Genomic DNA, 10,926 nt, shown 5'->3' with positions numbered 1-10,926 from the left:
CGCTCGGCTTCCTGGCGCTCGTTGTCGCGGCGGGCGGCGTCCTGCTGGGCAGCGATCTGCTTGGCTGCGTCGGCTTCCTTGGCACGCTGCTCGGCCAGGCGCTGCTGTTCGGTCTGCTGCTTGCTGCGGTCCTCGGCGTCCTTCTTCGCCTTCTCGGCTTCGGCCTCGGTGCGCTTGGCCGCGTTCTGCACGCCCTTGGCCAGCCCGTCCTTCAGGCGCGGCAACGCCGGCGCAGAGGCGTCCACCTTCTCGATCAGTGCCACCAGGCGCTGCGCTTCGGTGTAGTCCTCGCGGCCCAGGTGCTGTTCGGCGGCGATCAGGGTGTACGGCAGCAGGTCGGTCAGCGCGCTCTTCACCGAGGCGTCGTCCGGCGTCTTGTCGCGCAGGGCAAGGTAGTACTCGATGGCGTTGTCGCCGGCCGGCGCGTACATGCGGTTCTCGCGCAGGGCCTGGCTGGCCGACTCACGCAGCTGCTCGGTGCCCATCGACTGCACCTTGGCGGCGACCACCGGTGCGGCCGGTGCAGCGGCGGTGGGTGCGGCGGCCGGGGCCGGTGCGGCGGTTTCCTCCTTGCCCGAGCAGGCAGCCAGTGCCAGTGCCAGGGCAACCGGCAGCCACCGGCGCGCGGCGGTGATCGTTGAGACGTGCGACATCCTGCTCCCCTCTAGAAGACGACGTGACGTAAATCATTGATATGCATGGCCGGGACCAGCGGTCCGGGCGCGGCAGGGTGACGTTTCCCGACGCCACCGCCGGCAACGGCGAGGGTGCAATCTAGCATCCCGGCCGCCGCCGCGTACAAGAGCAGTGGCCGGGATGGGCAACGGCGGCCGTGCCGTTGCCGGCGCCGACCTCAGTGGTCGTGCGCCTTGTCGTGCGACTTGCTGTGGCCGTTGGACATCAGCTTGTCGGTCCAGGCGATGCCGATCGCCGACAGGATGAACACGCAGTGGATGATGGTCTGCCACAGCACGCCTTCCTGAGTCAGCATCGAGCAGCGGGCGACACCGATGTTGGCGGCGGCCACGCTCATCTGCTCCGGCGTGCACAGCGGGATGCCATTCAGTGCGCCACTGGCGATGAAGGTCTTCAGCAGGTGGATCGAGGAGATGCCGATGATCGCCATCGCCAGCTTCACCTTCAGCACGCTGGCATTGACGTGGCTCAGCCATTCCGGCTGGTCCGGGTGGCCTTCCAGGCGCAGGCGCGAGACGAAGGTCTCATAGCCGCCGACGATCACCATCACCAGCAGGTTGGAGATCATCACCACGTCGATCAGGCCCAGCACGATCAGCATGATCTGCTGCTCGCCCATCGACACCGAATGCGAGATCAGGTGCCACAGTTCCTTGCCGAACAGGAACACGTAGACGCACTGCGCCACGATCAGGCCCAGGTACAGCGGCAGCTGCAGCCAGCGCGAGGCGAAGATCAGCGTGGACAACGGGGAGAGCGGCGGGCGGTTTGCACTCATGCGGGGGATGCTGCGTTTCGGGGGAGAGGCGAGGTTACCGGCCCGCCATGACGGTGCCAACCCAACTCACGCACTAGACTTCAGGTTCCTTTCCGCACCCCGAGCCGACGCCATGATCGACCTGTATTACTGGCCCACCCCGAACGGCCATAAAGTGACCCTGCTGCTGGAGGAAGCCGGCCTGGAGTACCGCATCCACCCGGTCAACATCGGCTCGGGTGACCAGTTCAAGCCAGAGTTCCTGGCCATTTCGCCCAACAACAAGATGCCGGCCATCGTCGACCACGCCCCGGTCGATGGCGGCGCCCCGCAGAGCGTGTTCGAGTCCGGCGCGATCCTGCTGTACCTGGCCGAGAAGACCGGCCGCTTCCTGCCCAGCGACCCGCGCGGCCGCATCACCACCCTGGAGTGGCTGTTCTGGCAGATGGCGGGCCTGGGTCCGATGAGTGGCCAGATGGGGCATTTCAATGTGTATGCCCCGGAAAAGATCCCGTATGCGATCGAGCGCTATGACAACGAGGTGCGCCGCCTGCACGGGGTGATGGACAAGCGCCTGGCCCAGCACGCCTTCCTGGCCGGCGACGCGTACACCATCGCCGACATGGCCAGCTACCCGTGGATCGGCGCCTACGACAAGCTGCCGGTGGACTTCGCCGCGTTCCCGAACCTCAAGCGCTGGCACGAGACCATCGCCGCGCGCCCGGCCACCCAGCGCGCCTATGCGCTGCGCCAGCAGGTGAACCCGAACGCCGGCAAGCCGCTCAGCGACGAAGAGCGCAAGCATCTGTTCGGCCAGCGCTGACCCCGGCATCTGAAGGTGGGTGCCGACCGTTGGTCGGCACTCGTCCGCACTGCTTATGGGCAGAAGGTCATGCTGCCTTCCCGCACGGGCTTGGTTAGGATGGGGGCACGACCGTCCCGCGCCCCGCGTGGAGGCGGACCTGCCGTTTGCCGGGATCCTCCATGCGCCACCTGTTCGCTTCGCTTGCCCTCATGCTCGCCACCAGTACCGCCGCCCACGCCGAAAAGCTGACCCTGGAAGCCATCACCGGCCCCCTGCCGTTGTCCGGCCCGACCCTGATGAAGCCCAAGGTGGCGCCGGACGGTTCGCAGGTCAGCTTCCTGCGCGGCAAGGACAGCGACCGCAACCAGCTGGACCTGTGGACCTACGACATCGGCAGCGGCCAGACCCGCCTGCTGGTTGATTCCAAGGTCGTGCTGCCCGGCACCGAGACCCTCAGCGATGAGGAAAAGGCCCGACGCGAGCGCCAGCGCATCGCCGCGATGACCGGCATCGTCGATTACCAGTGGTCGCCGGACGCGCAGCGCCTGCTGTTCCCGTTGGGCGGCGAACTCTACCTGTACGACCTCAAGCAGCATGGCCAGGCGGCCGTGCGCCAGCTGACCCACGGTGAAGGCTTCGCCACCGACGCCAAGCTGTCGCCCCAGGGCGGCTTCGTCAGCTTCATCCGCGGCCGCAACCTGTGGGTGATCGACCTGGCCAGTGGCAAGCAGCTGCAGCTGACCCGCGACGGCAGCACCACCATCGGCAACGGCGTGGCCGAGTTCGTCGCCGATGAGGAAATGGATCGCCACACCGGTTACTGGTGGGCGCCGGATGATTCGGCCATCGCCTTCGCCCGCATCGACGAGGCGCCGGTGCCGGTGCAGAAGCGCTACGAGGTCTATGCCGACCGCACCGACGTGATCGAACAGCGTTACCCGGCCGCCGGCGACGCCAACGTGCGCGTGCAGCTGGGCGTGATCGCACCGGCCGCCGATGCGCAGCCGCGCTGGATCGACCTGGGCAAGGAACAGGACATCTACCTGGCCCGCGTCGATTGGCGCGATGCGCAGCACCTGAGTTTCCAGCGCCAGTCGCGTGACCAGAAGCAGCTGGACCTGGTCGAAGTGGCGCTCGACTCCAACCGCCAGCGCGTGCTCGCCCACGAGACCAGCCCGACCTGGGTGCCGCTGCACAACAGCCTGCGCTTCCTTGAAGATGGCAGCGTGCTGTGGTCGTCCGAGCGCACCGGCTTCCAGCACCTGTACCGCATCGATGACAAGGGCAAGGCCACTGCGCTGACCCATGGCAACTGGCCGGTGGACGAACTGCTGGCGGTCGATGAGAAGGCCGGCAAGGCCTACTTCCGTGCTGGCATCGAGACCTCGCGCGAAAGCCAGATCTATGCGGTGTCGCTGCAGGGCGGTGAGCCGCAGCGCCTGTCGAAGGCGCCGGGCATGCACAGCGCCAGCTTCGCCCGCAATGCCAGCGTCTACGTGGACAGCTGGTCCAACAGCACCACGCCGCCGCAGATCGAACTGTTCCGCGCCAACGGCGAGAAGATCGCCACGCTGGTCGAGAACGACCTGACCGATCCCAAGCACCCGTATGCGCGCTACCGCGATGCGCAGCGCCCGGTCGAGTTCGGCACGTTGATGGCTGCCGACGGCAAGACCCCGTTGAACTACAGCCTGATCAAGCCGGCCGGCTTCGATCCGTCCAAGCGCTACCCGGTGGCGGTGTACGTCTACGGCGGCCCGGCCAGCCAGACCGTCACCGACAGCTGGCCCGGCCGCGGCGACCATCTGTTCAACCAGTACCTGGCCCAACAGGGCTACGTGGTGTTCTCGCTGGACAACCGCGGTACTCCGCGCCGTGGCCGCGACTTCGGTGGTGCGCTGTACGGGAAGCAGGGCACGGTGGAAGTGACCGACCAGCTGCGCGGCGTGGCCTGGCTGAAGCAGCAGCCGTGGGTGGACCCGGCGCGCATCGGCGTGCAGGGCTGGTCCAACGGCGGTTACATGACTCTGATGCTGCTGGCCAAGGCATCGAACCAGTACGCCTGTGGCGTGGCCGGCGCACCGGTCACCGATTGGGGCCTGTATGACAGCCACTACACCGAACGCTACATGGACCTGCCGGCGCGCAACGAAGCGGGGTACCGCGAAGCGCGCGTGCTGACCCATATCGAAGGCCTGCGTTCGCCGTTGCTGCTGATCCACGGCATGGCCGATGACAACGTGCTGTTCACCAACTCGACCAGCCTGATGAGCGCGCTGCAGAAGCGCGGCCAGCCGTTCGAGCTGATGACCTATCCGGGTGCCAAGCATGGCCTGTCCGGCGCCGATGCCCTGCATCGCTACCGTGTGGCCGAAGCCTTCCTGGGACGCTGCCTGAAGCCCTGATGCACAAACGGGAAGGAGCCCGCCGATGACACTGCCGCCGCCGATTCCCACCCATGGCCCGAAGCCTGCCGGCTGGTGGTCCCGTCACTGGCGCTGGGCGATGCCGCTGGCCGTGCTGCTGGTGTTGGCCGGTGCCGGTGGCGTGGTGGCCTGGAGCGTGCTGCGCTGGAGCGAGGCCGCACGCGAGAGCCCGCCGATGCGCGAGGCGATGCGCCGCGCCGGATGCAGCATCGAACTGGTGGAAGCCTTCGGCGAGCCGCTGCGTGCCGAATCGATGCCGCTGGGCAGCATGCAGACCGCGATCAATGGCCAGCGCGACGTCGGCCTGACCGTGGCCCTGGAAGGCCCGCGCGCGCACGGCCGGCTGTTCGTGAAGGGCACCCGCAGCGACGACGTCTGGGACTATCCGGTGATGTATGTGCTGGGCGAGAACAAGCAGACGTTCGACCTGACCGCGCTGGATGATGACGAGGCCGCGCAGGAATGCGAGCTGCAGGCCTGCCGCGAACGCGGCGAATGCCCGCTGGCCGCGGCGTTGTGACCTCCGGCCGATTGTCGCCACAGCGCTGAGCGCGTAGGGTGCGGGCAACCCTGTCCTGGAGTGCACCATGAAGCCGATCGCGTTGGCCGTTGCCCTGGCCCTGACTGCCGCCCCGCTGATGTCCGCACCGCCGGCGCTGGCGGCACCCGCCGCCAAGGCCGCTACTCCGGCCAGCCCGGCCTGGGTGGCCCGCAGCAACGCACTGGCGCAGATCCTGCTTGATGCGCAGGGCCCGTTCCAGCCGGAAGAAACCGGCTTCTTCGGCGTGCCCGGCTATGACGACAAGGTGGCCGACCTCGGTGCGGACAATGGCAAGCGCTACCGCGCCGCGATGGCCAAGGCCCGCGATGAACTGAAAGCCAAGCTGGCCACCGAGCAGGATCCCAACGTCCGCCAGGACCTGGAGATCATGATCCACGCCGCCAACCAGAACATCGAAGGCAGCGAGCTCAACGAGAAGTACCTGCTGCCATGGAGTGACGCGCCGCAGACCATCTTCAGCGGCCTCAACCTGCTGCTGTCCGACCAGGTGCCGGCCGAGCGCCGGGCCAAGGCGATCGACCGCCTCAAGGCCTACGCCGGGCTGCAGCCGGGTGGCACCGCGTTTACCACGCTGGCCCGCCAGCGTTACGAAGAGCGCTTGAAGGACGGCAGCCTGCTGCAGCCGACGAAGATCGAAGTGCAGCAATCGCTGGACAATGTCGAGACGTACATCACCGGCATCGAGTCGCTGCTGAAGAAGTACCAGATCGCCGGCGCCGATGAGGCGATGAAGGCCCTGGCCGGGCAGATGAAGGACTACGCCGCCTGGACCCGCAAGGACGTGCTGCCGAAGGCACGCACCGATGCGCGCCTGCCGGCGCCGCTGTACGCCTACCAGCTCAAGCAGGTCGGTATCGATATCGATCCGAAGCTGCTGATGCAGCGCGCGCAGCTGGAGTTCATGGAAACCCGCTCGGCGATGCAGCAGCTGGCGCCGCTGGTGGTGAAGGACAAGGGCCTGAAGGTGGCCGACCCGAGTGACCCGGTGGCGGTGATCCGCGCGCTGAAGGCCGACAAGATCGCCGACGACCAGCTGGAAGGGCACTACCGCAAGGTGATCGATGCGATCGATCCGCTGATCCGCGAGCATGCCATCGTCGACGTGCCCAAGCGCGCCATGCAGATGCGCCTGGGTTCGGCCGCCGAGAGCGCGGCCAGCCCGGCCCCGCATTTCCTGCCGGCGCCGCTGGTCAACAACACCGGGCAGCAGGGCACCTTCGTGCTGCCGCTGGGTAACCCGGCGGCGGGCGCGGGCGCACAATACGACGATTTCAACTTCGGTGCGGCGGCATGGACGCTGAGCGCGCATGAAGGCCGCCCCGGCCACGAGCTGCAGTTCACCGCGATGGTCGAGCGTGGTGTCTCGCTGGCACGCACCATGTTCGCGTTCAATTCGGTGAACGTTGAAGGCTGGGCCCTGTATGCCGAGGCCGAGATGGTGCCGTACGAGCCGCTGGACGGGCAGATGATCGCCCTGCAGTTCCGCCTGCTGCGGGCCGCACGCGCAATGCTTGACCCGATGCTCAACCTCGGCCTGACCGACCGCGCCAACGGCGAACGTGTGCTGATGGAGCAGGTCGGCCTGTCCAAGGCGATGGCCACCCAGGAACTGGACCGTTACATGGTGCGCATGCCGGGCCAGGCGGGCAGCTACTTCTATGGCTACACCCGCATCCTCGAACTGCGCATGCAGACCGAGCTGGCACTGGGCGCGAAGTTCGACCGCCTGGCGTTCAACAACTTCCTGCTCGACCAGGGCCTGCTGCCGCCGGACCAGCTGGCCGACGCGGTGAACAAAGTGTTCGTGCCGAAGTACAAGTGATGCCCGCGCCGGGGTCGGATCCCTTTCCGCAGGAAAGGGCTCTGACCCCGTGCGTCAATGTCCATCCACGCATGGCGTGGATCTACTGCGTCACCGCTGCGGTTGCGGCGTGATCACCTGGGTCGGCAACCGTGCCGGCGGTTCCGGATTGGGTACCCAGATCGCCACGCCGGCGGCGCGCTTCTGCGTGGTCGGAATACCGATGCCGACGCCACCCCCCACATGCGAGCCGAAGGTGCCGGCGCCCACCGACATGCCCACCGGTGAGCCGCTGCTGCCCACGCCCATCAGCACCACGCCATTGGCGCCCAGTGCCGCCGCTTCACGCTTCAGGCGTGCCACCGCGGCATCGGTCTGGCCCTGCGTGCCGAAGCCCACGGCAGATGCCGATTCCAGCTGCGCGATTTCCTGCGAGCCGGCCGGTGGCGTGGAATAGATCTGCACCAGTGCCGGATCGATCGGCGCGCGGGCGCGCCCCAGCATGACCTTGGAGGTGCTGGCACAACCGGCGGCGACCAGCAGGATGGCCGCCAGCGCGGCCCAACGGATGTTCATGGCACGACCCCTGTAGGACTGGTTGCGATCTTCGGTGGGCCACTCTGAATCGGCGCCAACACCCGGGCCCGGGCACCCACGGCAGCACGCTAGCACGCGTCGGGTGACAGCCCCGCCAACGGCAGTAGGCGGCGACCGCGTGAACGACTATGGTGGACAGACAGGAACCAACTGGGGGAGAGCGGAATGGGCGTGATCAGTCTGTTGTGGGGCGTACTGGCGCTGTTGTGGATGATCCTGGCGCTGATTCCGCTGCTTGGCTGGGGCAACTGGTTCCTGATCCCGTTCGCCGCCGTCGGCGCGGTGATCGCCGCGCTGGGCATCCTGTTTACCCACCCGACCAAGCGCGGTCGGGCCTGGGCCGGGCTGGTGCTGAACGGCATCGTGGTGGTGGTCGGCATCCTGCGCCTGGGCCTGGGCGGCGGCGTGATCTGAATCCCGGCACCCGGTGCGACCGGGCGTCGCAGGTACACGGCTGCTGGCCGGGCAGGGGCGTACAATGAGCGGCTGCGCGAGCCCCCCGCGTGCCTGTGATTCCGCGCCTGGCGCGGCTGCCCGATGATCATCCGACCCCGTCCCCACGGCTGGCAACTGCTGTACATCCTGCGCGGCTCGATCGTCAAAGCGATCGCGCCGAAGGTGCTGGCCATCCTGATCCTGTCCATTGCCGTGGCGGCCGTGGTGGAACTGGCCCCGCCGACCGGCATCGAACGCGTGTCGGTCACGCCGTTCACCCTGCTCGGCCTGGTCCTGTCGATCTTCCTCAGCTTCCGCAACAGCGCCTGCTATGACCGCTGGTGGGAAGGCCGCAAGCTGTGGGGCCAGCTGGTCTACGAATCACGTTCGCTGGCCCGCCAGGTGCACCTGCTGCTGGCCGATGACAGCGGCCGCCGTCGCCGCATCGCGTACCTCACCACCGCGTTCGCCCATGCGCTGGCCGCGCGCCTGCGTGGACGCATCGTGGCCCTGGCCGCCTTGCCATGGCTGGACAAGCCGCAACGCGAGCAGCTGGGCCAGCGCGAGAACGTGCCGGATGCATTGCTGTCGATGATCGCTGCCGAGCTGGCCCAGGCGCTGCGCGCCGGCGAGCTCGATCCGATTCTCTACACCCAGCTGGAGGAGCGCCTGCACGCGATGTCGTCGATCCAGGCCGGCTGCGAGCGCATCCTCACCACGCCGCTGCCGTTCGCCTACACCCTGCTGCTGCATCGCTGCGCGTGGATGTTCTGCGTGCTGCTGCCGTTCGGCCTGGCCAGTTCGCTGGGCTGGGGCACGCCGGTGCTGTCGGCGGTGCTGGCCTATGCCTTCTTCGGCCTGGACCAGCTGGGCGAAGAAATGGAAGACCCCTTCGGCCTTGAGCCGAACGATCTGCCGCTGGACGCGCTGGTGCGCACGATCGAGATCGACCAGCTCGATGCGCTCGGCGAACGCCCCTTGCCCGAACCCCTGCTGCCGCAGGGCTACCTGTTGCAATAGCCACTCCTCGGAGCCTGCCATGTCCCACCCGCTGTACCGCCCGCGCCGCATGCGCCACGACGAGTTCTCGCGCCGCCTGATGCGCGAGAACACGCTGACCACCGACGACCTGATCTACCCGGTGTTCGTGCACGAACTGGCCGGCCGCGCCGCAGTGCCGTCGATGCCGGGCGTGGAGCGGCTGTCGATCGAAGAACTGCTGAAGGTGGCCGAAGAGGCGCTGGAGCTGGGCATTCCTGTGATCGACCTGTTCCCGGTGATCGACCCGTCGCTGAAATCGCTGGATGCATCGGCGGCGTGGGCCGAGGACGGCCTGGCGCAACGCGCGATCCGCGCGCTGAAGTCGCGCTTCCCGGAACTGGGGGTGATGACCGACGTGGCGCTGGACCCGTACACCACCCACGGCCAGGACGGCATCATCGATGACAAGGGCTATGTGCTGAACGACATCACCGTCGAAGCGCTGGTCAAGCAGTCGGTGTCGCACGCCGAGGCCGGTGTGGACATCGTCTCGCCGTCGGACATGATGGACGGCCGCATCGGCGCGATCCGCCGTGCGCTGGATGCCGACAACCACATCAACGTGCGCATCATGGCCTACTCGGCCAAGTACGCCTCGGCGTTCTACGGCCCGTTCCGTGATGCGGTGGGCAGCGCGGCCAGCCTCGGCAAGGCCGACAAGAAGACCTACCAGATGGACCCGGCCAACGGCGACGAGGCCCTGCGCGAGATCGCGCTGGACCTGGAAGAGGGCGCCGACATGGTGATGGTCAAGCCGGGCATGCCGTACCTGGACCTGGTGCGCCGGGTGAAGGAGACGTTCGGCGTGCCGACCTTCGCCTACCAGGTCAGTGGCGAGTACGCGATGATGAAGGCCGCCTTCGCCAACGGCTGGCTGGACGAGCGCGCCTGCGTGCTGGAGTCGCTGCTGGGCTTCAAGCGGGCCGGTGCCGATGGCGTGCTGACCTATTTCGCGCCGCAGGTGGCGCGATGGCTGCGCGAGCGCTGACAATAGCGCCACGATAGACGGAGGACTGCGCGATGGGACCCGAACTGGGATGGATGCAATGGCTGATCTGGGGTACCGGTGTCCTGGTGTTCGGTGCCATCATCGTCGGTGTCTTCATCGCCGCATGGCGCGCGGGCAAGCGCCCACCGGAGCAGCTCTCCGCCGCCCGCCACGTGGCCCGTGAGCAGGCCCTTCCGGACAGCGTGCAGGCCGAGCTGGCTGCGTTGAACCAGCGCAAGGACAACGGCCAGCTGAGCGAGATGGAGTACGAGCAGTTGCGCGCCAAGGTGCTGTCGCGCTGACGGGCAATGCCCGGGGTCGGATCCCTTTCCGCAGGAAAGGGCTCTGACCCCTTCGCGGGCGCCATCCACGCGCGGCGTGGATCTACCGCACGCACCCGGCCACCGCCGCCACCTTCGGCACCGCCAACCGGTACACGTCCACGCCACCGGCGCGCGGCGCCTTTGCCGCGCTGCTGGCCACCATCATCTCGCCGGGCCTGGCGTTGTCGATCACCGGCGTGCCGGTCCAGCCGCCGGCCTGGTTGAACGATAGTCCCAGCGGCTGCAGCGCCACACCGCTCCACGCACAGCCGCTGCTCCAGACCTGCGCGGTACTGCCGTGGCCGCGGCTGAACACCACGGCGCCGTCATGGCCCAGCCAGTCGCCGTCGGTCTCGTCGTCGGCGCTGTTCAGCGCGCTCAGTGCGGTGGCCGGGCCACGCAGGCCCTGCGCATCCAGCGTCGCTACGAACAGGTCCCAGCCGGCGCCATGGCCCTGCTGGCGGGCAAACAACAGCTGCTTGCCATCCGCGCTCA

General features: G+C 67.8%; 10 protein-coding genes and 2 pseudogenes. 8 read left to right on the top strand and 4 right to left on the bottom strand.

All coding sequences use genetic code 11. The annotated features are described in order from the left end of the window. Positions 1-653 (bottom strand): annotated as a pseudogene (locus N5E02_RS18200) (energy transducer TonB); the annotation flags it as partial. A 200-nt stretch (positions 654-853) separates the two neighbouring features. Then, positions 854-1,474, bottom strand: a complete 621-nt coding sequence (locus N5E02_RS18195) for a TIGR00645 family protein (protein ID WP_065177871.1) — start codon at positions 1,472-1,474, stop codon at positions 854-856. Between the two features lie 112 nt (positions 1,475-1,586). On the opposite strand from N5E02_RS18195, the gene N5E02_RS18190 reads away from it, so the two are divergent. From N5E02_RS18190 to N5E02_RS18175, 4 genes are all read left to right on the top strand, one after another. Further along, positions 1,587-2,276, top strand: a complete 690-nt coding sequence (locus N5E02_RS18190; RefSeq protein WP_053496792.1) for a glutathione binding-like protein — start codon at positions 1,587-1,589, stop codon at positions 2,274-2,276. A gap of 161 nt (positions 2,277-2,437) precedes the next feature. Then, positions 2,438-4,663, top strand: coding sequence for a DPP IV N-terminal domain-containing protein (locus N5E02_RS18185; protein ID WP_065177872.1), 2,226 nt, complete (start codon positions 2,438-2,440; stop codon positions 4,661-4,663). 25 nt (positions 4,664-4,688) lie between these two features. After that, complete coding sequence (locus N5E02_RS18180; protein ID WP_049414402.1) at positions 4,689-5,204, top strand: cytochrome c oxidase assembly factor Coa1 family protein; 516 nt, start codon at positions 4,689-4,691, stop codon at positions 5,202-5,204. A gap of 67 nt (positions 5,205-5,271) precedes the next feature. Further along, on the top strand, positions 5,272-7,068 hold the full coding sequence (locus N5E02_RS18175; RefSeq protein WP_279946577.1) for a DUF885 domain-containing protein: 1,797 nt from the start codon (positions 5,272-5,274) through the stop codon (positions 7,066-7,068). 90 nt (positions 7,069-7,158) lie between these two features. Here the strand turns inward: N5E02_RS18175 and N5E02_RS18170 are convergent, their stop codons facing one another. Next, positions 7,159-7,623, bottom strand: coding sequence for a hypothetical protein (locus N5E02_RS18170; RefSeq protein ID WP_049439393.1), 465 nt, complete (start codon positions 7,621-7,623; stop codon positions 7,159-7,161). 186 nt (positions 7,624-7,809) lie between these two features. On the opposite strand from N5E02_RS18170, the gene N5E02_RS18165 reads away from it, so the two are divergent. The 4 genes from N5E02_RS18165 (at position 7,810) to N5E02_RS18150 (ending at position 10,410) form a co-directional block, all read left to right on the top strand. Then, positions 7,810-8,058, top strand: coding sequence for a hypothetical protein (locus N5E02_RS18165; protein ID WP_005420185.1), 249 nt, complete (start codon positions 7,810-7,812; stop codon positions 8,056-8,058). 123 nt (positions 8,059-8,181) lie between these two features. Next, entirely contained in the window at positions 8,182-9,099 is a 918-nt protein-coding gene (locus tag N5E02_RS18160; RefSeq protein ID WP_065177874.1) for a bestrophin family ion channel, read from the top strand. A 19-nt stretch (positions 9,100-9,118) separates the two neighbouring features. Then, positions 9,119-10,108 carry a porphobilinogen synthase gene (gene hemB / locus N5E02_RS18155; protein WP_279946576.1) on the top strand — a complete coding sequence of 330 codons (990 nt, stop codon included), beginning with the start codon at positions 9,119-9,121 and terminating at the stop codon, positions 10,106-10,108. Between the two features lie 32 nt (positions 10,109-10,140). Further along, on the top strand, positions 10,141-10,410 hold the full coding sequence (locus N5E02_RS18150; RefSeq protein ID WP_005420179.1) for a hypothetical protein: 270 nt from the start codon (positions 10,141-10,143) through the stop codon (positions 10,408-10,410). A gap of 82 nt (positions 10,411-10,492) precedes the next feature. On the opposite strand, the pseudogene N5E02_RS18145 reads toward N5E02_RS18150, so the two are convergent. Beyond that, positions 10,493-10,926: pseudogene (locus N5E02_RS18145) on the bottom strand (hypothetical protein); the annotation flags it as partial.

It is taken from the genome of Stenotrophomonas sp. GD03777, assembly GCF_029842485.1.
GTDB lineage: Bacteria > Pseudomonadota > Gammaproteobacteria > Xanthomonadales > Xanthomonadaceae > Stenotrophomonas > Stenotrophomonas sepilia.
This window is presented reverse-complemented; position numbering and strand designations above follow the sequence as displayed.

Coding starts and splice junctions, on each gene's coding strand:
- N5E02_RS18165 (WP_005420185.1), top strand. CDS start 7,810: ATGGGCGTGATCAGTCTGTTGTGGGGCGTACTGGCGCTGTTGTGGATG.
- N5E02_RS18185 (WP_065177872.1), top strand. CDS start 2,438: ATGCGCCACCTGTTCGCTTCGCTTGCCCTCATGCTCGCCACCAGTACC.
- hemB (WP_279946576.1), top strand. CDS start 9,119: ATGTCCCACCCGCTGTACCGCCCGCGCCGCATGCGCCACGACGAGTTC.
- N5E02_RS18160 (WP_065177874.1), top strand. CDS start 8,182: ATGATCATCCGACCCCGTCCCCACGGCTGGCAACTGCTGTACATCCTG.
- N5E02_RS18175 (WP_279946577.1), top strand. CDS start 5,272: ATGAAGCCGATCGCGTTGGCCGTTGCCCTGGCCCTGACTGCCGCCCCG.
- N5E02_RS18195 (WP_065177871.1), bottom strand. CDS start 1,474: ATGAGTGCAAACCGCCCGCCGCTCTCCCCGTTGTCCACGCTGATCTTC.
- N5E02_RS18180 (WP_049414402.1), top strand. CDS start 4,689: ATGACACTGCCGCCGCCGATTCCCACCCATGGCCCGAAGCCTGCCGGC.
- N5E02_RS18170 (WP_049439393.1), bottom strand. CDS start 7,623: ATGAACATCCGTTGGGCCGCGCTGGCGGCCATCCTGCTGGTCGCCGCC.
- N5E02_RS18150 (WP_005420179.1), top strand. CDS start 10,141: ATGGGACCCGAACTGGGATGGATGCAATGGCTGATCTGGGGTACCGGT.
- N5E02_RS18190 (WP_053496792.1), top strand. CDS start 1,587: ATGATCGACCTGTATTACTGGCCCACCCCGAACGGCCATAAAGTGACC.